General features: G+C 72.8%; 20 protein-coding genes. 7 read left to right on the top strand and 13 right to left on the bottom strand.

Annotation, left to right across the window (positions count from 1 at the left end):
• The gene (locus tag ABZX85_RS20970; RefSeq protein WP_355870492.1) at positions 1–1,620 is read left to right on the top strand and encodes an ABC transporter substrate-binding protein; all 1,620 of its coding nucleotides are present in this window, start codon (positions 1–3) and stop codon (positions 1,618–1,620) included.
• A gap of 92 nt (positions 1,621–1,712) precedes the next feature.
• Entirely contained in the window at positions 1,713–2,381 is a 669-nt protein-coding gene (locus tag ABZX85_RS20965) for a type 1 glutamine amidotransferase domain-containing protein (RefSeq protein ID WP_355870489.1), read from the top strand.
• A 182-nt stretch (positions 2,382–2,563) separates the two neighbouring features.
• Here the strand turns inward: ABZX85_RS20965 and ABZX85_RS20960 are convergent, their stop codons facing one another.
• Positions 2,564–3,709 carry a serine hydrolase domain-containing protein gene (locus tag ABZX85_RS20960; RefSeq protein ID WP_355870486.1) on the bottom strand — a complete coding sequence of 382 codons (1,146 nt, stop codon included), beginning with the start codon at positions 3,707–3,709 and terminating at the stop codon, positions 2,564–2,566.
• 64 nt (positions 3,710–3,773) lie between these two features.
• A complete protein-coding gene (locus ABZX85_RS20955; RefSeq protein WP_355870483.1) occupies positions 3,774–4,379 on the bottom strand; it encodes a TetR/AcrR family transcriptional regulator in 606 nt (201 codons plus the stop codon).
• A 129-nt stretch (positions 4,380–4,508) separates the two neighbouring features.
• Here ABZX85_RS20955 and ABZX85_RS20950 point away from each other — a divergent pair, with 129 nt between their 5' ends.
• On the top strand, positions 4,509–5,183 hold the full coding sequence (locus ABZX85_RS20950; protein ID WP_355870480.1) for a TetR/AcrR family transcriptional regulator: 675 nt from the start codon (positions 4,509–4,511) through the stop codon (positions 5,181–5,183).
• Here ABZX85_RS20950 and ABZX85_RS20945 read toward each other — a convergent pair.
• Both ABZX85_RS20945 and ABZX85_RS20940 read right to left on the bottom strand, forming a co-directional pair.
• Positions 5,180–5,371 carry a ferredoxin gene (locus ABZX85_RS20945; RefSeq protein WP_355870477.1) on the bottom strand — a complete coding sequence of 64 codons (192 nt, stop codon included), beginning with the start codon at positions 5,369–5,371 and terminating at the stop codon, positions 5,180–5,182. The genes ABZX85_RS20950 and ABZX85_RS20945 overlap by 4 nt on opposite strands.
• 29 nt (positions 5,372–5,400) lie before the next feature.
• Complete coding sequence (locus tag ABZX85_RS20940) at positions 5,401–6,621, bottom strand: cytochrome P450 (RefSeq protein WP_355870474.1); 1,221 nt, start codon at positions 6,619–6,621, stop codon at positions 5,401–5,403.
• A 160-nt stretch (positions 6,622–6,781) separates the two neighbouring features.
• On the opposite strand from ABZX85_RS20940, the gene ABZX85_RS20935 reads away from it, so the two are divergent.
• The gene (locus tag ABZX85_RS20935) at positions 6,782–7,420 is read left to right on the top strand and encodes a TetR/AcrR family transcriptional regulator (protein ID WP_355870472.1); all 639 of its coding nucleotides are present in this window, start codon (positions 6,782–6,784) and stop codon (positions 7,418–7,420) included.
• Positions 7,417–8,445 (top strand): low specificity L-threonine aldolase, encoded by a 1,029-nt coding sequence (locus ABZX85_RS20930; protein WP_355870469.1) that lies wholly within the window; start codon positions 7,417–7,419, stop codon positions 8,443–8,445. Before ABZX85_RS20935 ends, ABZX85_RS20930 begins: the two co-directional genes overlap by 4 nt.
• Positions 8,446–8,448: 3 nt before the next feature.
• Here the strand turns inward: ABZX85_RS20930 and ABZX85_RS20925 are convergent, their stop codons facing one another.
• The 4 genes from ABZX85_RS20925 to ABZX85_RS20910 all read right to left on the bottom strand — a co-directional run bounded on the left by ABZX85_RS20925 (position 8,449) and on the right by ABZX85_RS20910 (position 13,500).
• Positions 8,449–9,657: a cytochrome P450 gene (locus ABZX85_RS20925; RefSeq protein ID WP_355870467.1), complete on the bottom strand. Its 1,209-nt coding sequence runs from the start codon at positions 9,655–9,657 to the stop codon at positions 8,449–8,451.
• Positions 9,658–9,696: 39 nt separating this feature from the next.
• The gene (locus ABZX85_RS20920; protein ID WP_355870464.1) at positions 9,697–10,647 is read right to left on the bottom strand and encodes an alpha/beta hydrolase; all 951 of its coding nucleotides are present in this window, start codon (positions 10,645–10,647) and stop codon (positions 9,697–9,699) included.
• Between the two features lie 93 nt (positions 10,648–10,740).
• Positions 10,741–12,510, bottom strand: coding sequence for a sulfatase (locus tag ABZX85_RS20915; RefSeq protein ID WP_355870462.1), 1,770 nt, complete (start codon positions 12,508–12,510; stop codon positions 10,741–10,743).
• A gap of 30 nt (positions 12,511–12,540) precedes the next feature.
• Positions 12,541–13,500 carry a formylglycine-generating enzyme family protein gene (locus tag ABZX85_RS20910; protein WP_355870460.1) on the bottom strand — a complete coding sequence of 320 codons (960 nt, stop codon included), beginning with the start codon at positions 13,498–13,500 and terminating at the stop codon, positions 12,541–12,543.
• Positions 13,501–13,655: 155 nt separating this feature from the next.
• On the opposite strand from ABZX85_RS20910, the gene ABZX85_RS20905 reads away from it, so the two are divergent.
• On the top strand, positions 13,656–14,372 hold the full coding sequence (locus ABZX85_RS20905; RefSeq protein ID WP_355870457.1) for an SDR family NAD(P)-dependent oxidoreductase: 717 nt from the start codon (positions 13,656–13,658) through the stop codon (positions 14,370–14,372).
• A gap of 66 nt (positions 14,373–14,438) precedes the next feature.
• Here ABZX85_RS20905 and ABZX85_RS20900 read toward each other — a convergent pair whose 3' ends face one another.
• From ABZX85_RS20900 to ABZX85_RS20890, 3 genes are all read right to left on the bottom strand, one after another.
• Positions 14,439–15,479, bottom strand: coding sequence for an SGNH/GDSL hydrolase family protein (locus ABZX85_RS20900; RefSeq protein WP_355870455.1), 1,041 nt, complete (start codon positions 15,477–15,479; stop codon positions 14,439–14,441).
• Between the two features lie 275 nt (positions 15,480–15,754).
• Positions 15,755–16,753: an EamA family transporter gene (locus ABZX85_RS20895; RefSeq protein ID WP_355870453.1), complete on the bottom strand. Its 999-nt coding sequence runs from the start codon at positions 16,751–16,753 to the stop codon at positions 15,755–15,757.
• 4 nt (positions 16,754–16,757) lie between these two features.
• Positions 16,758–17,735 (bottom strand): zinc-binding dehydrogenase, encoded by a 978-nt coding sequence (locus ABZX85_RS20890; protein WP_355870450.1) that lies wholly within the window; start codon positions 17,733–17,735, stop codon positions 16,758–16,760.
• 155 nt (positions 17,736–17,890) lie between these two features.
• Between ABZX85_RS20890 and ABZX85_RS20885 the strand changes: the two genes are divergently transcribed.
• Positions 17,891–18,235 (top strand): helix-turn-helix domain-containing protein, encoded by a 345-nt coding sequence (locus tag ABZX85_RS20885; protein WP_355870448.1) that lies wholly within the window; start codon positions 17,891–17,893, stop codon positions 18,233–18,235.
• A 2-nt stretch (positions 18,236–18,237) separates the two neighbouring features.
• Here ABZX85_RS20885 and ABZX85_RS20880 read toward each other — a convergent pair whose 3' ends face one another.
• Both ABZX85_RS20880 and ABZX85_RS20875 read right to left on the bottom strand, forming a co-directional pair.
• On the bottom strand, positions 18,238–21,417 hold the full coding sequence (locus tag ABZX85_RS20880) for a family 78 glycoside hydrolase catalytic domain (protein ID WP_355870445.1): 3,180 nt from the start codon (positions 21,415–21,417) through the stop codon (positions 18,238–18,240).
• A 253-nt stretch (positions 21,418–21,670) separates the two neighbouring features.
• Positions 21,671–22,687 (bottom strand): LuxR C-terminal-related transcriptional regulator, encoded by a 1,017-nt coding sequence (locus ABZX85_RS20875; protein WP_355870443.1) that lies wholly within the window; start codon positions 22,685–22,687, stop codon positions 21,671–21,673.
• Between the last annotated feature and the right edge of the window lie 91 nt (positions 22,688–22,778).

Raw genomic sequence — 22,778 nt, 5'->3', positions numbered from 1 at the left:
GTGGCACCCGAGTTCTGGCCGGCGTGGGTACTGATCGCCGTGCCGCTCCTCCTGCTCCTCGCCCTCGCCGCCTGCGTGTGGTGGCTGCTGTGGCGCACCGACTTCGTGCCCGCCGTCCGCAACACGCTCCTCGTCGTCTGCGTGCTGCTCGGGGCGGGCGCGGTGACGGCGGTCGTGTGGGCCGCCGGGCTGCCCGACTACTGCCAGAGCGGCAACGAACGGCTCGTGAAGGAGGGCGGGGAGTGCGTCGGCGTCAGCGACGGCGGCCACGTCTACATCGCCGAGCTGGCCAAGGTGTCGAAGGCGATCAAGAACCTCAACGACGAAGTGACGGGAAGTCAGAAACCGTACGCCACCGTCGCGTTGATGATCCCCATGACCCCGGCCGCCGACAGCAGGGCCGACCGGGAGCAGATCCTGCGCGAGGTGCAGGGCGCCTATCTCGCGCAGTACCGGGCGAACAAGGTCGACGACTCCGACATCGGCGTCCGGCTCGTCCTCGCCAACCCGGGGCGGGCGATGGACCACGGCAGGCAGGTCGCGGACTGGCTGGGGGAGCTGACCCGAACCGACGACCGGCTGAGGGTGGTCTTCGGATTCAACCTGAGCGTCCGTCAGAACGCCGACACCATCGGCTACTTGACCAAGGACAAGGGCATTCCCGTGGTGGGCGGGCCGATCACCGCGACCACCCTCGCGAACGACGACGCCGACCGCGACTACCCCGGTCTCGTCAAGGTCGTCCCCTCCAACCGCGACCAGGCGCAGGCCCTCAGCCACTACCTGGGCGGCGACCAGTCCAAGACGTTCCTCGTCCAGGACGAGAACAGCGACGACCTCTACTCCCAGTCCCTGCGCGACGCCTTCCAGGAGGTCACGAAGGGCGCGGCCGGCGGCCCCGAGACGTACGACGCGGAGAAGGTCCTCTACCGGGACTTCCGGCAGATGGTCGGCAACGTCTGCGACTCCCGGGCCACCACCGTCTACTTCGCGGGCCGCCCGCCCGCCCTCGCCAACCTCATCAAGGCGCTCGGCGACCGGGGCTGCATGGAGCGGCCCATCCGCGTCGTCACCGTCTCCGGAGCCTCGACGATCACGCTCGACCCGAAGCTCGACTGGGGCGCGTTCACCCGGGGCGCGGGCCTGACCGTCGAGTACGCGACCATCACCCATCCGGACGCCTGGAAGGCGACCACCAAGGGCCGCCCCGTGACCGGCGGCTCCCCCGACGACCTCGCGAAACTCACCAGCGTCATCGCGCGGCAGCCCGGCATCGGCGCCGTCGACCTCACCGACGGCCGCACCATCACCATGTTCGACGCGGCCACCACCGCCGTCACCGGTATCGCCGACCGGGTCGACGAGAAGGGCACGGTCCCGGCGCTCGCCGACATCAAGGAGACGTGGCGCAGGCTGCGCGGACAGTCCAAGGTGGAGGGGGCGAGCGGCTGGATCTGCCTCAGGAGCGACGGCACACCGTACGACAAGGCGGTGGCCGTCGTCCGGCTCGTCCCGCCGCCGGCCGGGCGGACCGGCAAGGGCACCCTGGCGTTCCAGGCGATCGCCTGGCCCACCGGGCGCCCGCTGACCGAGGACATGTGCCGCAACGCGCGGGGGTGACGTGAAATCACCCTCGTGACCGGCCGCGTTGGTGAATCGGTGGTGATTGCAACTACTCTCGTCGGTACATCCCCCACGCCGAGGAGTACGACATGGCGAAGATCCTGTTCCTGATGACCGCCGCCGACCACTGGACCCTGGCCGACGGCACGACCCACCCCACCGGCTTCTGGGCCGAGGAAGCGGTCGTCCCCTACGAGACGTTCAAGGCCGCCGGCCACGAGGTCACCGTCGCGACCCCCGGCGGCGCCGTCTCACCTGTCGACAAGGTCAGCCTCGACAGCGACGAGATCAAGGCGGCCCTGGAGAAGGCCACCGAGCTGCGCGAGCCCATCGCCCTCACCGACGTCCGCCTGGAGGACTACGACGCGGTGTACGTCCCCGGCGGGCACGGTCCGATGGAGGACCTCGCGGTCGACACCGACTCCGGCGCGCTCCTCACCCGCGCGGTCGGGTCCGGCATGCCGGTCGGCGTCGTCTGCCACGGTCCGGCCGCTCTCCTCGCGGCGGTCAAGGACGACGGCACCAACGCCTTCGCCGGTTACCGCGTCGCGGCCTTCACCAACGAGGAGGAGCGCATCAACGGCTTCGCCGACAAGGCCAAGTGGCTCCTTCAGGACCGCCTCACCGAGGCCGGCCTGACCGTCGACGCGCGCACTCCGTGGGCCCCGCACACCGTGACCGACCGTAACGTCGTCACCGGCCAGAACCCGGCGTCCTCGGGGCCGCTGGCGGTGGAGCTGCTGAAGCAGATCGGCTGAGCGGGCGGGTAGGCAGGCGACCTCGGTGACGGCTGCGGGGGTCGGCCGCCTCATCCCGGTCGGGACGAGGGGCAAGGGCCGTCGCCGTCGGCCGCTGTACCCCGGTGGGGGAGAGCGAACGGCTGCGGCGGCCGTCGTCGCCCTGAGCCCTTGGCGCCCGGCGCCGCCGAGGCCCCTCCCCTCTACGACGCCGCACTCCGCCAGAAGTCCCGCATCAGCGGCGTGGGTGTCGGACCCGTCAGCGCGACCTGGGTCAGCAGGACCGTGACGGTTCCCGAGGCGGGGACGACGTGGGCCGCTGTGCCGGTGCCGCCGCACCAGCCGTAGCGGCCGGGGACGTTCCAGGGGTCGGTGGGGGTGAGGTCGACCTGGCCGCCGTACCCCCAGCCCTGGCCCGCCAGGAAGAGGGCCGCCTGCGCGCGCTGGGTGGCCGTGAGGTGGTTCGTCGTCATGCGGCGGACCGAGGCGGGGGTCAGGAGGGGCCGGCCGTCCGCCTCGCCGCCTGCGAGCAGCATGCGGCCGAAGGCCAGCAGGTCGTCGGCGGTGGAGACGAGGCCCCCGCCGCCGGAGGGGAAGGCCGGGACGCGGCTCCACTGGGGGTCGTCGGGGGCCGACGACAGGGTCAGGGTGCCGTCCGCGCCCGGCAGGTACGCCGAGGCGAACCGGTCCCGTTTCGCCTCGGGGACCTCGAACGCGGTGTCCCGCATGCCCAGCGGCTCGAAGATCCGCTCCGCGAGGAACTCGGGGAACGGCCGCCCCGACGCCCGCGCCACCAGGACGCCCTGGAGGTCGGAGGAGGTCGTGTACAGCCAGGCGTCACCCGGCCGGCGCAGCATCGGGACCCGCGCCAGGAGTCCGAGCCAGGTGTCGGGGCCGGGCCACTCCTGCCGGGGCCCGCCGTCCAGCTGCACCGAGAGCAGCGCCTGAGCCGCCGGCAGCGAGAAGTCGGCGGGCAGCCCCCAGCCGGTGCGGAAACTGAGCAGGTCCTCGACCGTGACGGGACGGTCCGCCGGGACGACGTCGTCGACCGGTGACGAGGGCGTGCGCACCACGTTCGGCTTCGCCAGCTCCGGCAGCCACTCCTCGACCGGCGCGTCGAGCGCGAGCCGCCCCTCGTCCACCAGCAGCATGACCGCCGCCGCCGTGACCGGCTTGGTGACGGACGCGAGCCGGAAGATCGTCTCCCGTGCCATCGGCGCCGACCCCTCGACGTCCACCGAGCCCGCGCTCACCACCTCGACGTCGTCCCCACGGGCCACGAGCCCGACGGCTCCGGGCACCCGCCCCTCGTCGACGTACCGGTGCAGCGTGTCGTACGGAGTCCTCATCGCCGGCCTTCCGCTCGGGTGGTCTCAGCCTGTACGACTCCCCGGGCGGGCGAAAGTCATCGGCTCAGACCCCCAGCGCGGGCAGCAGCGCCGAGTCGATGTACCGGCGCAGGAAGGCGGCGTCGGCCGGGGTGCCCTCGATGAGCGGGTGGGTGATGAGGGCGCCCAGCATGAGGTGGGAGACGAAGGCGAGGGCCGGGGTGTCCGGGTGGACCTCGCCGCGCTCGACCGCTCGGGCGAGGAGCGCGCCGAGGCCGGTCAGCTCGGGGTCGACCAGCAGGCGGCGCAGGGCGTCGAGGAGGTCGGGGTGGGTGTGCACGGCGTGCGCGAGACCCCGGAGCAGGGCCGTGTCCTCGGCCATCCGGTGGTCGTCGAGCTGGTCGACCAGGCAGTTGAAGTCGCCGCGCAGGGAGCCGGTGTCGATGCGGTCGAGGGTGACCGGCTTCTGGTGCCGCAGGGCCGTCGCGACCAGCTCCGGCTTGCCCGCCCACTGCCGGTAGAGGGTCGCCTTGCTGCACCGGGTGCGGGTGGCGACCGCCTCCATCGTCAGCGCGTCGTACCCCACCTCGCGCAGCAGGTCCATGACGGCGGCGTACAGCTCGGCCTCGCGTTCCGGGCCGATCCGGCTGCGGCGCGCGCGTGGCGGTGCGGTCGTCGGGTGTCCGGTCATGGCCACCGTCCCCTCACTTGGTGTCCCGGCCTCCACGCTATCGCGGAAGTAGATGAATACGAAACCGTTTCGGTGGTGAAACATCGCACCTGTAAGACTGGAACCGCACCGAGCCGGAGAGGACGCACCATGGCCGCCACGTCACCACCCGCCGCGCGACCGGGCCGTCCCCGCGACCCCGGTGCCGACGCGCGCATCCTCCAGGCCGCCGTGGACGAACTCGCCGTGACCGGTGTCGCGGGCTTCCGCACCAACTCGGTAGCCTCCCGCGCGAAGGTCGCCAAGCGCACGCTCTACTCCCGCTGGCCGGAACGCGACGGGCTGATCCTCGCCGCCCTCAACACGTTCTCCGGCCGCATCCAGCCGCCCCGCACCGGCAGCCTCGAACAGGACCTGCGGAGCCTGTACGCCACGATCGCCGAGACCCTGGAGAGCCCCCAGTGGCTCATCGTGTTCCGCTGCTCCTTCGAGTTCCCCGACTTCCCCGAGCTGTACGCGCCCTTCCTGCGCGACTGCGTCGACCAGCCGCTCGCGGTCATCGAGGACGTCCTGTACGACGCCCAGCGGCGCGGCGAGGTCCGCCCCGAACTCGACCGCTCGGTCGCCGCCGAGTCCTTCGCCTCCGCGATGACCAACTTCAGCTCCCACATCTCCCGGCAGCGCGGGGTGAGCGTGGCGGGCGTCCGCGAGGAGTTCCTCGACCTGTTCCTGCACGGCGTCCGCACACCGCAGGGCTGGGCGGACGGGGAATCCCGGCCGGAACCCGCCGACAGGCCCCGGCCGGGAGCGGGCGGCCGGGGCTAGTCGATCGTGATCGCCGCCGCCGGGCAGACGGCCGCCGCGTCACGGACCGCCGTGTGCTGGTCCTCGGCCGGCTGCGCGTCGAGGAGGACGACGATGCCGTCCTCGTCGCGCTGGTCGAAGACGTCGGGGGCGGCCAGGACGCAGCTTCCGGCGCCGCAGCACTTGTCCTCGTCGATGGCGATGTTCATGGGGTCGCTCCTTGCGTGGGGGTGGTGGGTCACCAGCGGACGGGGACTTCGCGCAGCCCGCCGACGGTCAGTCCGTCGATGGTGTGCAACTCCTCGACGGGAACGGCGAGTTCGAGGGTCGGCAGCCTGCGCAGCAGGACCTCCAGGACGACCTGGAGCTCGGTGCGGGCCAGGGACTGGCCGAGGCAGGAGTGCGGGCCCGCGCCGAACGTGAGGTGGGTGTTGGGGCTGCGGGCGAGGTCGACGGCGTCGGCGTCGGTGAAGTGCCGCTCGTCGCGGTTGGCGGCGGACAGCAGACAGAAGACGGTGCTGCCGCCCGGCAGGGTCGTGCCGCCGACCTCGAAGTCCTCGGTGAGGAAGCGGCGGGCGCCGTAGTTCCCGAGGTTGGCGTCCGTGCGCAGCACCTCCTCCACGGCCGTCCGGATCAGCGCCGGTTCGGCGAGGAGCCGCTCCCACCGGGCGCGGTCGGCCAGCAGCAGCGCGGCCATCTTGCCGATCATGTTGGCGGTCGTCTCGTGCCCGGCGACCAGCAGCCCCATGGCGGTGGCGACGAGTTCGGGGTCGGTGAGCCCCGCGCCCTCGGCCCGGCTCTCCTCGATCAGCAGGCTGATGACGTCCTCGCCGGGTTCGGCGCGCTTGGCGGCGACGAGGGCGGTCATGTAGCCGGTGAACTCGGTGTGCGCGGCGGCCGTCTGCTCCTTCGTCCAGCGGTCGACGTTCAGGAAGCTGTCGGACCAGTGCGAGAAGCGGTCGCGGTGTCCGGCGGGGGCGCCGAGAAGGTCGCAGATGACGTACACGGGGAAGGGGAAGCCGAGCGCGGCCTTGAGGTCGGCCTCCCGGCCCTCCTTCGTCATGGCGTCGACGAGCGCCTCGACCGTCGTCACCATCCCGGGGCGCAGGGAGGTCATGCGCTTCGCGGTGAAGTACTTGCCGAGGAGGCGCCGCCAGCGCAGATGACCCTCGCCGTGCTGCGGGAGACGCAGCGCCATGTCGCTGTTCGTCGAGGGGCCGCCCGCGCCCTCGGGGGCGATGCGGGCCGCGTCGTCCTCGGCGGTCGGACGCGAGAAGCGGGTGTCCGACAGGAGCGCTCTGACGTGGTCGTAGCGGGTCAGCAGGGTGCCGGTGTCCCCGCTGGGCAGTTCGGCGGTGGCGACCGGGCACCGGTCGCGCAGCCGCCGGTGGTCGGGCGGGGGGTCGAGGGGGCCGCCGGCCGGCAGCGGCAGGCGTACGGCAGGGACGTCCTGGGGCATCCGTACCTCTCCAGACGTGGGGGATCTTTAAATCAATGGACTGATTTAAAGGGGTTGATTTAAACGTAGCCTCCGGGAGATCCCCTTTCAAGCAGGCGCGGACTTATGGCCGGATGGCGCCGCTTGAACGTTCGATACGGCGTACCGTACGCTGACCCGTATGCCCCGCACCTCGCCCTCCCTCGACCGCGCGACCCCGGCCCGCATCGCCGAGACCGCCCTCGTCCTGGTCGACGAGGGCGGCCCCGAGGCGCTCACCTTCCGGGCCCTGGCCGCCAGGCTCGACATCTCGCTGGCCTCCCTCCAGCGCCGCTGCACCGACCTCGCCGGCCTCCTCGACCTCTGCCTCGACCACCTCGCCGCCCGCCTCCCCGAGACGAGCGGCGACTGGGCGACCGTGACCGAAACCCGGTTCACCGCCCTGTACGACCTCCTCGTCGCCCACCCCGGCCTGCTCGCCCTGCGCGGCACCCGCCCCTGGCTCGGCCCCCACCTCCTGGCCCGCCTCACCGAACCCCAGCTCGCCGACAGCGTCGCCGCCGGCATGACCCCCGCCGAGGCCATGGCCGTCTACCGGGGCATGTACCTCCTCACCCTCGGCAGCGCCGGCTTCGTCGACCACCGCGACCCCGCCGCCGCCCGCGCCACCACCCGCCGCGCCCTCGCCGCCCTCGACCCCGAAGACTTCCCGGTCCTCACCGGCCACCTCGCCGACCTCCTCCCCGTCCTCACCGACCACGCCGTCTACCGCACGGCCCTGCGCCACCTCATCGACGCCGCCAAGGAGCCCCACGCATGATCTTCAGCAGCGACAACACCGCCGCCACCTCCCCGGAGATCCTGGAGGCCCTCACCCGAGCCGCCTCCGGCCAGGCCCTCCCGTACGGCGCCGACGACCACTCCGCCGCCGTACGCCGCCGGTTCGCCGACCTCTTCGAGTGCGAGGTCGACGTCCTGTTCGTCTCCACCGGCACCGCCGCCAACGCGCTGAGCCTCGCCACCCTCACCCCGCCCTGGGGCAGCGTCCTGTGCCACCGCGACAGCCACATCAACAACGACGAGTGCGGGGCGCCCGAGTTCTACACCGCCGGCGCCAAACTCGTCCCGCTCGGCGGCACCGACGCCAAGATCGACCCCGCCGAACTCCGTACGGCCGTCCGCCACAAGGCCGGTGACGTGCACAGCGTCGAACCCTCCGTCGTCAGCATCACCCAGGCCACCGAGACGGGCGCCGTCTACACGCCCGACGAGATACGCGAGCTGGGGCGGATCACGAAGGACGCCGGACTGCGCCTGCACATGGACGGCGCCCGCTTCGCCGGAGCCGTCGCCTCCCTCGGCGCCACCCCCGCCGACCTCACCTGGCGCGCGGGCGTCGACCTGCTCTCCTTCGGCGCGACCAAGAACGGCACGATGACCGCCGACGCGATCGTCGTCTTCGACCGCTCCCTGACCTCCCAGCTCGCCTTCCGCAACAAGCGCGCCGGCCAGCTCACCGCCAAGATGCGCTTCCAGGCCGCCCAGCTGGACGCCTACCTCACCGACGGCCTCTGGCTGCGCAACGCCGCCCACGCCAACACCATGGCCGCCCGCCTCCAGGACGGCCTCAAGGCGATCCCCGGCGTCGAACTCCTCGGCGCCGCCGACGCCAACATCCTCTTCGCCCGCCTGCCGCAGCAGGTCATCGACGGACTCCACGCGGACGGCTTCGTCTTCTACCACGACCGCTGGGGGCAGGGCGTCGTCCGCCTCGTCACCTCCTTCGCGACGACGACGGAGGAGATCGACGCCCTGCTCGAAGCAGCTGCCCGGCACGCGGCCTGACGGCTACCAGGCCACCGGCAGCTCGTAGAGGCCGTACACCAGACCGTCCTCCTTGAACGGCAGCTTCTCGCGTTCCGTCGCCAGGTGCAGGGTCGGGACGCGGTGGAACAGGGTGCCGATGACGACCTGGAGTTCGAGGCGGGCGAGGGGCTGGCCCAGGCACTGGTGGATGCCGAAGCCGAACGCCTGATGGCGGCGGGCGTCGCGGGTGAGGTCGAGGCGGTCCGGTTCGGGGAACACGTCGTCCTGCCAGTTCGCGGTCACGCTCGGCAGGACGATACCCTCGCCCGCGCGGATCGTCGTGCCGCCGACCTCGATGTCCTCCAGGGCGATCCGGCGGTTGCCGAGGTGGATGATCGTGAGATAGCGCAGGAGTTCGTCCACCGCGCCGGGCAGGAGCGCCGGGTCCGCCTGGACGAGGGCGAGCTGGGCGGGGTGTTCGAGGAGCGCGACGACGCTCAGCGCGATCATGTTCGCGGACGTCTCGTGCCCGGCGCCGAGCAGCAGCAGGCCCATCGTCGCGGCCTCGCGGTGCGTCAGGTCACCGGCGCGGACCCGGGCGGCCAGCTCCGAGAGCAGATCGTCCCCGGGGTCGGCGAGCTTCCTGTCGAGCTGACCGGAGACGTAGTCGAGCAGGGCCCGCCGCGCCGCGTTCGCGACCTCGGGCGCGACGTCGTGCCGCAGGCCCACCTCGCTCTGGTGCTGGAAGAACTCGTGGTCCTCGTACGGCACTCCGAGCAGTTCGCAGATCACCAGCGAGGGCAGGGGCAGCGCCAGCGCCCGCACCAGGTCGGCGGGTTGCGGGCCCGCGAGCATCGCGTCGACGAATCCGTCCGTCATCCGCCGCACGGCGGGCCGCAGCGCCTCCACGCGCCTGATCGTGAAGGCGCCGCTCAGCATCCGCCGCACTCGGGCGTGTTCGGGGTCGTCGAGGTTGAGGAACGACGGCTGCGCGCCCCGGGCGGCCGACTCCTTGAACGCCGGGTTCATGTACGGGAACCCGGGGCGCCTCAGGTCCACGCTGCACCGGGGGTCGGCGAGGAGGGCGCGCTGGTCGTCGAAACGGGAGACGAGCCAAGGGGTGCTGCCGTCCCAGATGCGGACCTTCGCCAGGGGGCGGTCCGCCTGTAAGCGGCGTAACGCGGGCGGGGGCGCGAAGGGACAGGCGGGGTCCCTGGGCATCGGGTAGTCGGGGATGGTGGAGGCGGTCATGGTGCTCCTGTTCCGCTGGGGGATGGGTCGGGCGGTGGTTCAGAGGGTGGTCAGGGTGCGCAGCCGGTCGTCGCGGGCGCGGGCCGACACGTCGATGTCCGGCGCGAGGTGGTCGAAGGCGTGCGGGCAGCCCGGGTGGACGTGGAGTTCGACGGAGGTGCCGGCGGCGGTGAGGCGGCGGGCGTACGTGAGGTTCTCGTCCCGGAAGATGTCCAGCTCGCCGACCTCGATGTAGGCGGGCGGCAGGCCGGAGAGGTCGGCGGCGCGGGCCGGGGCGGCGTACTCGGGGACGTCGGGGCCGCCCGCCCGCTCGCCGAGCAGCGCGTACCAGCCGGTGCGGTTGTCGTCGTACGTCCAGACCGCGAACGGTACGAGGGCCGGGTCCGGGTCGGTCGTGCGGTCGTCCAGCATCGCCTGGATGAGGATCTGCCGGGCCACCGGCAGGCCGCGCTCTCTCGCCAGCAGCGTCGCCCCGGCCGCGAGTCCGCCGCCCGAGCTCTCGCCCATCACCGCGATCCGCGCCGGGTCGACCCCCAGCTCCGCCGCGTGCGCGGCCAGCCACACCAGGGCGGCGTAGGCGTCCTCGACCGGGGTCGGGTGCGGGTGTTCCGGGGCACGCCGGTAGCCGACCGACAGGAACGGCACACCGGAGTCGGCCGCGTAGCCGGCCACCTGGTGGTCGAAGAGGCCGATGCCGCCGGAGACCATGCCGCCGCCGTGCAGATAGACCACGGCGGGCCCGGCACCGGTCGGATCGTGGCTCTTCGGCTCGTACCAGCGGACTTCGATCTCCGCGCCGTCGTAGGAGACGGCGCGCAGATCGGTACGGGTGACCGACGGCAGCTCCGGCTTCATCGCGTCGAGCATCGCCAGACTGGCGTCGCCCTCCCGCAGGGCCTGCCAGTGGCCCCCGGAGGAGTGCTGGTCGGCCAGGGAGGCCCGGCGGACGGTGAGGACGTTCAGGAACTCGGGGTCGAAGGCGAAGGGCATGGGGGGCTCCGTGAGGTGGGGGTGGGCGCATTGTTATAAATAAAGCGCTTGATTTAATTTAACCTCACGTGGTTCCCGCTGCAACCGTCCAGCTCACAGCACCGCCAGCTCCTCCGCCAGCACCCGCAGCGTCTCGGTCGGGAAACCGCCCGCCGACAGCGCCGCCAGCGAGATCAGCGACGTCGCCCCGATCGCCTGGAGCAGCTCCGCGTCCACCAGGCTCGGGACGTGCACGCGCAGCACCTCCACCGCCTTCGGATCGGCGACCAGTGCCGTGATCGGCGTGCGCAGCGAGAAGCGGCCCGACGGGAAGTCCTCGGGGCGGGGGAGCGGCTCGGCGGCCAGCTCCGCCTGCTCGCGCTGGGCCCGCACCAGGAGGTGGGCCTCGGTCACCGGCCCCTCGGCGGGCAGCCCCAGCCGCTCGTACTGACTCGGCGGCGCGTCGTTCGCCCGCATCAGCGCGACGAGGGACTCCGCCATGCGCAGCTCGACCTCGTCGTCCACGAACGGGGCGCGCTGCTCGGGGTCGGCGTCCAGGTCGAACAGCAGGGTGCCGAAACGGTACGGGTTGAAGAACGTGCGGCCGGGGGTGCGCAGGGTGGGGACACCCTTGGTGAACGCGAAGGGTTCGGCGAGTTCGGCGTCCCTGAGTTCCTCGGGGGTGAACCGCCCCTTCATGTGCGTCGGCATCAACGTGTGCTCGAACAACGGGGAGTTGTCGGCGTTCGCGGGCGCCCGCATGTACACGTACCGGCCGTCGGTGACGTTGACGTGGCCGCCGTGAATCCCGAACAGCCCCGCCTCGCGCACCCGTTGCTCCCCGGCGACCGGCAGCGGGACGCCCTGCATGTCGGCCGGGCGCTCGACGCCGAAGAACTCCAGCAGCGTCGGCGCGAGATCGATCGTCTGCACGAGCGCCTCGCGCCGCTCGCCCCGGGCCTCGGGGTGGCGGGGGTCCCACACGAACAGCGGGAGGTGCACCAGTTCGTCGTACCAGGGCTGGACGGACTTGCCCCACCACTCCTTCTCGCCGAGCAGCAGGCCGTGGTCGGTGTTGACGACGAGGAGGGTGTCCTGCCAGAGGTCGTGCTCGTCCATCAGGTCCAGGACCCGGCCGAGCGAGCGGTCGCACATCGACAGCAGCGCCGCGTACTCGTAACGGGCGTGCTCCACCTGCTCCTTGGTCTCCGTGACCTGCCGGTAGTCGGGCCAGTCGAAGTGCGGGCCGGCGTAGGCGTGCGGGTAGAGGTCCTTGTAGTGCTGGTGGGAGAAGAACGGCTCGTGCGGGTCGAACGTCTCGATCTGGACGAACCAGCGGTCCTCGGCGAGGTTCGTGCGCACGAAGTCGAGGCCCGCGTCGAACGTCAGGGTCTGGCAGTGGCGTTGCTCGTCCGGCATGTACATCCGGTTCACCCAGTCCTGCCGGTACCCCTCCGCCCGCAGCTCCTTGACGTCAGCCTCGGGCATCGGCGGGTCGGCCACGTGTCCCTTCCAGGCGTCGCCCTCCTGGCCCCGGAAGAACTCCCAGGTGCTGTACCGGCCGTGGTAGGTCGCCCCGCCGTCCTCCCAGTAGTGCGGGTGGTCGCTCGTGAGGTGCGTGTGGACGCCGTTCCTCTTCAGCAGCTCCGGCATCGAGTCGTCGAACGGCTCCAGCGGACCCCAGCTGCGGTGCAGGAAGTTGTGCCGTCCCGTGTGGAGTTCACGCCGGGCCGGCATGCACGGCATCGAACCGGCGTACGCCGTCTCGAAGGTGACGGTCCGTCCGGCGAGGCGGGCGAAGTTCGGGGCATGCGTCCAGTCGCAGCCGTACGGCGGGAGCAGGTGCCGGTTCAGGCTGTCGAACATGACCATGATGGCTCTCATGTGGTGCGGCTCCTCGGTGAGTTCGGCTCGTCAGGCGTCCCGCGCGCACCGGAACCCGGTGTGGCCGCTGGCGCCGTCGGGCGTACTGGCCGTGCGGGCGGCGACGCGGTAGCGGTCGCAGTAGGACCGGTGGCAGAGGTGGGACCCGCCCCGGATCACCTTGTCGTTCCCCAGCAGCGGGCCTCGGGGGTCGGTCACGGTCCGGGCCGGGTGGCGGGTCGTCCACCAGTCGGCGCACCACTCCCACACGTTGCCCGACGTGTTGTGCAGGCCGAAGCCGTTGGGCGCGAAGGCGTCCACCGGGGCCGTGCCCCGGTACCCGTCGGCGGCGGTGTTCTCCGTGGGGAACGTCCCCCGCCAGATGTTGCAGCGGTACTCCCCGCCGGGGTCGAGTTCGTCGCCCCACGGATACCGCTTCCGCTCCAGCCCGCCCCGCGCCGCGTACTCCCACTCGGCCTCGGTCGGCAGCCGCTTCCCCGCCCAACTGGCGTACGCCGCCGCGTCGTTCCACGACACATGGACGACCGGATGGTCACCGCGTCCCGCGAGTGTGCTGCCCGGTCCCTCGGGCCGGTCCCAGCGGGCGCCGTCCACCCCGCACCACCAGGGGGTACGCGGCGGTCTCGGCGCCCCGCGGCGCAGCGAGGCGTCCAGGAAACCGGCGAACACGTAGGACCAGCCGATGAGTTGGGCCTCGGTGACGTACCCCGTGGCCTCGGCGAACTCCGCGAAGCGGTCGTTGCTGACGGCGTGCGCGTCGATCCGGAACGGGCTCAGCCGCACCGGCCGCACGGGACCCTCGCCGTCCGCCGGGAACCCTTCGCCGTCGTCGGCCCCCATCAGGAACTCGCCGCCGGGGAGGAGGACCGTCCCGTCCGGCGAGGCGGGCCGGGCGGGGGCCGGCGGCGTCGGAGCGGCTCCGCCCGGACGGGCCGGGGCGGGGGCGCGGGGTGCGCAGCAGGCCGGGGGCGGGGTGGAGCGGGGGTGCATGGCTGTCACCCTAGCCTCTAATTTTTTGTATGCATAGATTTATGGAGCGGGGCCGCTCGCTGCGGCGATTAAGTTGACCTAGGGGTCAAGTTCGATGTTACGGTCTCTTCGGAAGTTGACCCTGCGGTCAAGATAACTCTTCGAGGAGCCCACCCATGTCCAAAGTCATCGCCGTCTTCGGCGCCGGTACCGGTCTCGGCGTCGCCCTCGCCCGCCGCTTCGGCCGCGAGGGGTTCCGGGTCGCGCTCGTCGCCCGGCGCAAGGAGCGGCTGGACACGCTGGTCGCCGAGCTGGAGAAGGAGGGCGTCGAGGCCGCCGCGTTCCCCGCCGACCTGTCCGACCCGGCCGGGGTGCCCGCCCTGGTCGCGGCGGTCCGTGAGCGCTTCGGGCGGATCGACGTCGTCGAGTACGGGCCCATCGGCAACGACTCCTCCTTCACCCCGGCCGCCGACCTGGACGCCGCCACCGTCGAGAGCCTCTCCCGGCTGCTCCTGCTGACGCCGGTGGAGGTCTTCCACGAGGTCCTCCCCGAACTGGTCGAGCGCGGCGACGGCGCTCTCCTCATGACCACCGGCTACAGCGCCGTCCAGCCGATGCCCCAGCTCAGCGGGTTCGGTCCGGTGATGGCCGCCGCGCGCAACTACGTGTACTCGCTCAACGGGGAACTCGCCGAGAAGGGCGTGTACGCCGGGACCCTCACCATCGCCGCGATGATCACCGGCAGCGAGATGGCCGACGCCGCCGACCTCCCCGTGAACACGGACTTCCCGGTCGCCGACCCGGCCGAACTGGCCGACCTGTACTGGGACATGTACGTCAAGCGGGACCGGGTGGAGCAGGCGTTCCCGGTGGCGCTGACCCCTTCGGCGTGAGCCGCTCCTGACGGGCCGCACGCCCGGACACCGTCGCGACGGCGTCCGGGCGTGAGGTGACGGCCGTCAGCGATCCAGGAGCGCGATACGGATCGCCCGCTCGACATGTGCCGCCGTGTTCGCGTACCCGGCCGCGTTCGGGTGGACCAGCGTGACGCGCTTGCCGATCAGACCGCAGTTCAGCGGGGTGCCGGCGAGCTTGGACGGCCAGTAGTCCGGGGCGTCGCCGCAGATTCCCTCGACCCACTTGGTGCCGGCCGGGCGGCAGGCGTCGTGGCCCACGCTGGAGGAGTAGACGTCGACGTAGCGGTCACCGAAGAAGTTCGTGACCCGCTGGATCGTGTTGTTGAGCTGCTTGAGGACGTCGTCGCGGAGCCAGTCGACGTCGGCGTGCGTGATCGAGCCGAGTTCGGTGAGGGAGAGGCGGTTGCACTCGCTGCCCTCGTCCGGCAGGACCGCCGGGTAGCCGACCGTGATCACCTTCGCGTCGGGCGCGGCCTGATGGACCTGGGCCAGCATCTCGATGTACTCGTCCTGGACCCGGGCGAGCTTGTCCTGGATGCTCTCCTCGCCCGCCGGGGGGTTGGTGTAGTGCTCGCGGCAGGACTTGCCGGCGATGCCGTCTTCGAGGCACTTGAGGAGCATGCCCCCGAAGGGGAGGCTGTTGCCGCCGACGCCGATCGTGACGATGTCGGTCCCGCTGCCGAGGTTCGCCCGCTCGATCTGCGGGGCCACCTCGGGCCAGCCGTCCGCCGGGGGCTCGACCGGGCTGATCGGCTTCTGCCTCTCCTTGGCGATGTGGGCGATGGTGGCGTTGCCGCAGCTGACGTTCGTCAGGTGGACAGGTTTGCCCGGCGGGAACTCGGCCAACTCCCGCTCGACCAGGCCGGGGTAGGCGTCGCTGGTCCGGTCGCAGCCGTCGCGTGCCGGATCGCCGAGCGCGGGCTGCGGGTCCCCGACGAAACCGCCGGCCGTGTACGAGTCGCCCAGCGCGGCCCACTCGTACCGGTCGGCCGCCGCGTGGGCGGAGCCGGCGGGGGAGAGCACGGCCGCCGCCAGCACGAGCCCCACGGTCAGTGCGCGGACGCGGGGGACAGGGTGTCGCATGAATCCTCCAGGATCTGTGGAGGGCGCCTCGGCCGAGGTGGGAGGCGCCTCGGCCGAGATCGTCCACGCTGCTCGGCCGTCCCACCCGGGAAAACGGTTTCGCCACCCCTCGAACGAGCTAAAGGTCGGATCGTCGTGCTTTCCCGTGAGGCCGGGCTGGTCGAAGACGTGTCCGCCGGACCGGGCGGCGTACTCGGCGTGGGACGACAGGAGGCGGCCGGACGACGTCTCGAAGACGGAGGCGGGTCGCTGTCGCCGGGACGCGCTCTCGTCCGTCACGTCGGAGAGCCGACCGCCTTGACCGGCCGGTCATCCCCGTGGGCGGTCGCGCAGTCGGCCGTGGACGCGTCCCGCGCCTTGCCCACCGCCTTGCCCCGCACCTTGTCCACTACCTCGTCCCGCGCCTTGTCCGCCCCCTCGCCCCGCGCCGCGAGCAGCGTCGCCGTCACCGACGCCAGCCCCACCGCCCCGATGCCCAGCCACTGCCCCCAGGCGAGCCGCTGCCCCAGGATCAGGAGCCCGAACAGCGCGCCCGCCGCCGGTTCGAGGCTGGTCAGGACGCTGAACACGCGTGGCGGGACCCGCCGCAGCGCCTCCAGGTTGCAGGAGTACGGCAGCACGCTGGACGCGACGGCGACGACCGCCGCGACCCACAGCACCCCGGGGTCCAGCAGTGCGCCCCCGGCATGGGCGATCCCGTACGGCGCCGTCAGGACCGCCGCGAGGACGACCGCGACCGCGAGCCCCTGGCCCCCGTCGAGCCGGCGCGCCATCCGCGCCCCGACCAGGATGTAACCGGCCCAGCAGCACGCGGCGACGACGGCCAGGCCGATCCCGGTCGGGTCGAGCGGCACCCCGCCCCCACCGAGCAACAGCACACCCCCGGCCGCGAGACAGGCCGGCAGGAGGTCGGCGGCCCGGCGCGAACCGGCGAGGGCGATGGTGAACGGGCCGAGGAACTCGATCGTGGCGACGGCGCCCAGCGGGAGGTGGCCGACGGCCGCGTAGAACGCGAGGTGGTGCGCGGCGAGGAGCGCGCCCGCCGCGCCGACCACCGGCCAGGCGCCCCGCACCGCGCGCAGCGACGCACGGCCCGGCCGCCACACCGCGCACAGCAGCGCGCCCGCGATCAGCAGCCGCAGGAAGACGACACCGGGGGCGCCGACCTGCGGGTAGATCCGGGTGGCGAACGCGGCCCCGAACTGGAGCCCGCAGACACCGATGAGGACGAGCCCGGGGGCGGGGACCCGGCCGAGCGCCCGCTGTGCTCCCACTCGATCAACCCGTCACGCGCAGCAGCAGCTTGCCGGTCGACGTCCGCCCGCCCATCAGCCGGTGCGCCTCGGCCGCCTCCGCCAACGGGAACTCCGCCGTCACGGGCAGGGCCACCACCCCCTCGACGGCCTTCGCGAACGCCCGCTCGGTCAGCGCCCGCAGCTCCAGCGGCGCGGACCCGGCGAGCCCGATGATCGTGAACGCCGACACGGAACGCCCCCACGCCCCCAGCTCCGCCATTCCGGCCTGCCAGGGCGCCTCGCCCGACGCGTTCCCGAACGACACCAGCCGCCCGTACGGCGCCAGCGCGCCGAGCCCCCGGCGCAGGGTCTCGCCGCCAACCGGATCGAGGACGAGGTCGATGCCCTTCCCGCCGGTGGCGCTGCGGACGTCGTCGGCGAACGTGTCCGGCGCGAACAGGGCGTCGTACCCGTGCCGCAGCGCGTACTCCGCCTTCGCCGGTGACGAGACCACGCCGTACACCGCCCCGGCCCCCGCCGCCCGGGCGAGCTGCCCGGCCACCGTGCCGACACCGCCCGCCGCCCCGTGCACGAGGACCGTCTCCCCGGCGCGCAGCCGGCCGACCTCGTGCAGGAGGGCGTGGGCGGTCGGCAGGACGGTGGGCAGCGCGGCGGCCGTCCGCAGGCCGAGACCGCGGGGGAGGGGGACGGTGGCGGTCGCCTCGGCGCTTACGACGTCGGCGTACCCGCCGCCCGACAGGAACGCGGCGACCTCCTGGCCGGGGACGAGGCCGGTGACGCCCTCGCCGACCGCGCGGACCCGCCCGGACACTTCGAGGCCGGGGCGGAACGGCAGCGTCTCGACGCGGTAGCCGTCGGCGCGCGCCTTGACGTCCGCGAAGTTCACCCCCGCCCAGGCGGTGTCGATCGTCACCTGGCCGGGGCCCGGTTCGGGGATCTCGGCGTCGACGACCCGGAGGACCTCGGGGGCGCCGTACTCGTGGAACTCGACCGCGCGCATGGGCGGACACATCCTTCGGCAGGGGGAGTGGGCATGGCTCGGAGGGTCCGCCCGGCAATGGCGAGCGCCAGAGTGTTCAACCGGAAGCGAACACTCGGACTGTAAGATATCCATCGAACACTCGGCAACCGGCCACCCGGGACGACAGGAGCGACATGCCCGACCGGACCGTGGCCGCGAGCCACCGCCCCACCCCCGTCCACACCCACCCCGACGACGTCTCCGTCCTCACGGCCCTCTCCGCCGTCGCCGACCCCGTCCGCATCCAGCTCCTGCGCGAACTCTCCGGCTCCCCCGTCTGGACCCGCAGCTGCGGCAGCTTCGACGTCCCCGTCGGCAAGGCCGCCCTCAGCCACCACTTCTCCGTCCTGCGCGCCGCGGGCCTCGTCGAACAGCGCGACGAGGGCCCGAAGCGCGTCAACCGGCTACGCCGCGAGGAGTTCGACGCACGGTTCCCCGGGTTGCTGGACCTGGTCCTGAGGGATGACGGAGAGGGCTGACCTCACTGTGGGTCGGGTGCGGTGAAGTCGTGGGCGCCGGACCCCACGGCGTACACCGCGCGGTCCTCTTCCAGGCGCTCGAACCGCGTGCCCCGGGGGGCGTTCTGGAGTGCGCGGCCTCCCGTGGGCAGCCAGATCTCCGCCGTGGTGTTGGGCGGGATCTCGGCGTGGAGGCGGAAGACGCCCTGGCGGCGGGTCCAGCGGGTCGAGGCGGTGCCGTGGGGGGTGCGGTAGGTGCCTTCCGCGGAGGTGAGGTCGCCGACCGGGCGGGGGTCGATGACGAGGTGGCGGTAGGCGATTGTGCCGCGTGGCCGGCGGATGCCCGCGAGGGCGGTGTGGAACCACTCGTCGATCTGACTGAGGATCATGTGGTTGTTGGAGTAGCGCAGGTCCCAGGTCTCGGGGAGCGTGGTGAGGCCGTCGGGGTGGGCGGTGGTGGGCTGGAGGAAGTGGCCGTAGCTGGGGAGGGTGTTCTCCTGGAGGACGTCCCACAGGAGGTCGTCGTGGCGCGCCTCGTGGAGGGAGCGGACGATGGGCGCGAGACCGATGGTGCCGCCGCCCAGGTGGGGGCCGCCCCCGGACGGCCGGTAGGCGCGGACCAGTTCGACCAGTGACGCCAGGACCCGCGCGCGCTCCCCGGCCGGGACGAGCCCCTCGTCGAGGGCCAGCGCCTGGGCCGCCTGCGTCGCCCCGGCCGGACCCGCGTCGCCCCGCGCCGTGTAGCGGCCGAGCGCCCTGTTGTAGAAGGCGTCGTTGAACGCGTCCCGGATCTGCCCGGCGAGGCTGCGGTAGTCGGCGGCGTCGGCCGTCCGCCCGAGGAGTTCCGCCATCCGGGCCATCCGGTCGGCGACCTGGTGGTACCCCCAGGTCCCGGTGATCCGCCCGGACGTCGCCTCGCCGGCGAACCAGTCCGCGAGGGCGCCGTCCACGATGTGCGCGTCGGCGCCGGTACCCGCCTTCCGGGTCCGGATGTAGGTGAGGAACGCCTGCATCTGGGGGTAGGAGCGGGCCATGGTCCGGGTGTCGCCGTACGTCTCGTACAGGTACCAGGGGACCAGGACGATGCCGTCGCCCCAGTTGATCTCGTCGCCGTAGCGGCCCGTGTAGCCCCAGTCGTACACCGGCGTCTTGAGGGCGACGTTCCCGATGTTGTCGCCCGCCCTCGACTGGCCCTCCACCAGATGCCGCTGCATCGTGCGCAGGTAGGCGTCGTAGCGGAAGAGGCGGTGCAGGGAGCCGAAGGGCTGGAGGTAGTCGGCGGGGTAGGCGAGCTTCTCGCGGCCGGGGCAGTCCGTGAACGTCGACATGAGGTTGCTCATGACGGAGTACCGGCACATGCGGTGGATGCGGTTGATCCGCGCGTTCGACGTCGTGACGGAGCCCGCGACGGGGACGTCCGCGTGGATCTGGAGGCCGGTCACCGTGTCCGCGGTGGGCGTGTAGCCGTCGGGGAGGCCGGTGACCTCGACCCACTGCATGCCGAAGTAGTGGAACTGCGGCTGCCAGCTCTCGCCCCCGTCCGCGCCGTACGTCGTGTAGGAGGCGAAGACGTCGGTCCCGCGCACCGGGCCGCCGCCCATGATCGACGTCTGGTCGACGGTGCCGTCCGCGGCGAGCGACTCGGCGGGGCGCACCTTGACCGTCGTCCCGGCGGGGAGCCGGCCGAGGGTGAGGCGGGGCCAGCCGGCGAAGTTCTGCCCGAAGTCGAAGACCCAGACGCCGGGTCTGGGCTGTCCGACGCCGACGGGACGCAGCCGGTCGACGACCCTCAGCGGCTCGGCGTTGCGCCACACCAGCTCGGTGGTCAGGTTCGGCGGCGGCGCGAACCCGGCGCCGGTCCACCCCATGGCCGTCCCGTCCCGGCGCGGCGCCGACGCGCTCAGATCGGCCCCCGGCGCCGTCCAGCCGGGCTGCTCGCGCCGGGCGTCGTAGTCGGCGCCGGAGTACCAGTTGGCGGTGGTCGTCGCGCCCAGCGCCGTCCGCCAGGACCCGTCGCTGACGACGACCTGTACGGTGCCGTCGGCCCGCGTCACCTCCAGCCGGGCGATGAGCCGGGGGGTGACGGCGGCGCCCGCGCTGGGGTCGGTGCTCGCGAGGGAGTTCCCCGAGCCGGTGACGGCCGCCCCGTCGGCGTGGTCCGAGGACAGCCCCGGCGTGAAGGAGATCGAACCCCCGCCCGTGTCCACGGCGGTGATGGTCCGTGACTCCAGCCGCACACCCCCGTCCCCGGTGTCGACGTTGACGGTCCCGCCGACATGGAAGTTGGCCGCGCTGCTCACCCGGACGACGGTGGCCTCCCGCCCGACGCCGCCGACCAGCGTGCCCGCGCCCTTGAACTGGCTCTGCCACCAGCTGTACGGGGCGCTCCGCCCGGTCGCCGCGTTGGTGACCGACCGTGTCACCAGCGCCGTCCCGTACCCGAGTTCGACGCCGAGCGTGTTGGCGCCGGTCCGGACCAGGCCGGTGACGTCGTAGGCCCGGTACTCCACCGACAGCTGGTAGTTGGAGTTGCCGGGGGCGAGGACCTCGTCGGTGACCGGCTTGCCGTTGAGGTGGGCCACGTGCAGGCCGACGCCGGACAGGTACAGCCTGGCCCGGGTGACCCGGCCGGTCACCCGGAAGGCGCGGGCGAAGACCGGCAGCGGCTGGTCGAGCGTGCGGCCGGCGTACTCGATCCAGCGGGCGCCACCCCAGTCGGCGCGCCGCAGCAGGCCCATCTCCCAGGAGGCGGCGCCGCTCCACGGTGTGACATGCCCGGTGCCGCTCCAGACCCGTACCTGCCACACCACCACGTCGCGCGAGCGCAGCACGGGCCCCCGCCACACGATGTCGGTCTGCGCGGCGGAGACGACCCGCCCGCTGTCCCACGTCCACCGGCCCGCCGCCAGATCGCGGGCGGACCGCGCGGCCCGCACCTGGTAGGCGCTCTGCATCCAGCCGTCCGGGGCCCTGACGACCCGCCAGCTCAGGCGGGGCGAGGGGTCGTCGACCCCGATCGGGCCGTCGGCGCGGCCGTTCACCGCCAGGTCCGTGACCTGGGTCGTGCTGTCCTCCCGCGGCTGGGCGTACGCGCTCGACGCGGGGAGTCCGGGAAGCACGGGCAACGCCCATCCCGCCGCCGAAGCGGCCATCGTGCCGACGACACGCCGGCGACTCGGGGAACCGGTCAGCTCTTCGGGCATGCGAAATCTCCTGACCCAGGGGGTGGGGGGACGTCTCGGACCGGCGGTCGGACGAGCGTGCGGTCCGGGGTGCTGCGGCTCTGTTCTCCCGTGCAGCGCAGGTGTCCGGGCGGCTCCGCACCTGCGGTGGGGTGACGTTACCCACGAGGCGCACCAGACCCAAGGATCACCGCCGCACGACGTCAATAACGCGCCGCCGCTTCACCCTTCGGGTTCAAGCCGCTCGCGGTGTTGACGCCGGACGGCCGGCGGATCAGCGTTCGACGAAGCGGGGGAGGTCCGCCGGGGCCGGATGGAGCAGGCCGTCGCGGATGGCGAGGGCCGTCGCCTCGGCGCGGGAGGCGGCGCCGGTCTTGCGCAGCAGGTGCTCCATATGGGTGTGCACGGTACGCGGGGAGAGGAAGAGAGTCTCGGCGATGGCCTGGTTGGTGCGCCCGAGAGTGGCCAGAGTGAGCACCTCCAGCTCGCGCGGGCTCAGCCGGTACGGCAGCTCGCCCGGCGTCTCGATCACCAGTACGGCGTCCGCGACGAATCCGCCGGGGGAGCGGCGCCGGTGCAGGGCGACCCGGTGCCAGACGCCGTCGCACGGCCACAGCAGCCGCAGCCGCCGGCCGCCCGACTCGGCGAAGGCCCGCACCAGCGTGGCGAACTCCGCGTCGCCCAGGGCCCGGACCCGGTCCCGGCCCGGAATGTCGATCACCCCGGCGTCCGTCACCAGCGCCGCCGCGCCGTCCTCCGACTCCAGGAGCTCACCCGTACGGGGCACCGGGTCGGCCAGCGCCCCGAGGGCCGGCAGTACGGAGGCCAGCAACTGCCGCGCGTCCGTGCCGTAGGCGTGCGGGTCCGCGGTGGAGAGGTGGACGAGGCCGACGAGCCGGTCCCCGTGCCGCAGGGCCCCCGTCACCCCGTCCCGGAACCCGGCGGGCCGCACCCGCTCGGCGTAGAACCAGCCCTGCCGGAAACGCGTGCCTAGGCCGTCCTCCGCGTCCTCGGAGATGGACGGCGGCAGCTCCTGGCGTACGACGTTGCGGTACCAGGGGGTCGCGACGAACTCGGCGGCCAGGGCCTGGGAGTGGCCGGCGGGGTAGCCGATGCCCGCGACCTGGACGTGGCCGCCGGTCAGCGGGTCCAGGGTGAGGAGGGTCGCGGCGTCCATGGGGAGCGCGCCGGAGAGTTCGGCGAGGGCCTGGGCGCAGGCCGACGCCGTGTCGCGTTCGCGGGTGAGCATGCCGATGCGGGTGGCCGCCGCGACCTGGTGGTGGCTGAGCACGCGAGCCTCCCCGGGTCCGGCACCGCCATGTCATTTGAGCCCTAACGATATGGCGGGCTCCCTCGGCGGACAAGGTACCGACAGCCCCGGA

The sequence above is a fragment of the Streptomyces sp. NPDC004539 genome, from assembly GCF_040610055.1.
GTDB lineage: Bacteria > Actinomycetota > Actinomycetes > Streptomycetales > Streptomycetaceae > Streptomyces.
Note: the sequence above shows the minus strand (reverse complement) of the source record. Positions and strands in the feature narration are given on the sequence as shown.

What these genes read in the sequence shown, in the direction of transcription:
- ABZX85_RS20965 (WP_355870489.1), top strand. Translation starts at nt 1,713, where the DNA reads ATGGCGAAGATCCTGTTCCTGATGACCGCCGCCGACCACTGGACCCTG.
- ABZX85_RS20960 (WP_355870486.1), bottom strand. Translation starts at nt 3,709, where the DNA reads ATGAGGACTCCGTACGACACGCTGCACCGGTACGTCGACGAGGGGCGG.
- ABZX85_RS20955 (WP_355870483.1), bottom strand. Translation starts at nt 4,379, where the DNA reads ATGACCGGACACCCGACGACCGCACCGCCACGCGCGCGCCGCAGCCGG.
- ABZX85_RS20950 (WP_355870480.1), top strand. Translation starts at nt 4,509, where the DNA reads ATGGCCGCCACGTCACCACCCGCCGCGCGACCGGGCCGTCCCCGCGAC.
- ABZX85_RS20945 (WP_355870477.1), bottom strand. Translation starts at nt 5,371, where the DNA reads ATGAACATCGCCATCGACGAGGACAAGTGCTGCGGCGCCGGAAGCTGC.
- ABZX85_RS20940 (WP_355870474.1), bottom strand. Translation starts at nt 6,621, where the DNA reads ATGCCCCAGGACGTCCCTGCCGTACGCCTGCCGCTGCCGGCCGGCGGC.
- ABZX85_RS20935 (WP_355870472.1), top strand. Translation starts at nt 6,782, where the DNA reads ATGCCCCGCACCTCGCCCTCCCTCGACCGCGCGACCCCGGCCCGCATC.
- ABZX85_RS20930 (WP_355870469.1), top strand. Translation starts at nt 7,417, where the DNA reads ATGATCTTCAGCAGCGACAACACCGCCGCCACCTCCCCGGAGATCCTG.
- ABZX85_RS20925 (WP_355870467.1), bottom strand. Translation starts at nt 9,657, where the DNA reads ATGACCGCCTCCACCATCCCCGACTACCCGATGCCCAGGGACCCCGCC.
- ABZX85_RS20920 (WP_355870464.1), bottom strand. Translation starts at nt 10,647, where the DNA reads ATGCCCTTCGCCTTCGACCCCGAGTTCCTGAACGTCCTCACCGTCCGC.
- ABZX85_RS20915 (WP_355870462.1), bottom strand. Translation starts at nt 12,510, where the DNA reads ATGAGAGCCATCATGGTCATGTTCGACAGCCTGAACCGGCACCTGCTC.
- ABZX85_RS20910 (WP_355870460.1), bottom strand. Translation starts at nt 13,500, where the DNA reads ATGCACCCCCGCTCCACCCCGCCCCCGGCCTGCTGCGCACCCCGCGCC.
- ABZX85_RS20905 (WP_355870457.1), top strand. Translation starts at nt 13,656, where the DNA reads ATGTCCAAAGTCATCGCCGTCTTCGGCGCCGGTACCGGTCTCGGCGTC.
- ABZX85_RS20900 (WP_355870455.1), bottom strand. Translation starts at nt 15,479, where the DNA reads ATGCGACACCCTGTCCCCCGCGTCCGCGCACTGACCGTGGGGCTCGTG.
- ABZX85_RS20890 (WP_355870450.1), bottom strand. Translation starts at nt 17,735, where the DNA reads ATGCGCGCGGTCGAGTTCCACGAGTACGGCGCCCCCGAGGTCCTCCGG.
- ABZX85_RS20885 (WP_355870448.1), top strand. Translation starts at nt 17,891, where the DNA reads ATGCCCGACCGGACCGTGGCCGCGAGCCACCGCCCCACCCCCGTCCAC.
- ABZX85_RS20880 (WP_355870445.1), bottom strand. Translation starts at nt 21,417, where the DNA reads ATGCCCGAAGAGCTGACCGGTTCCCCGAGTCGCCGGCGTGTCGTCGGC.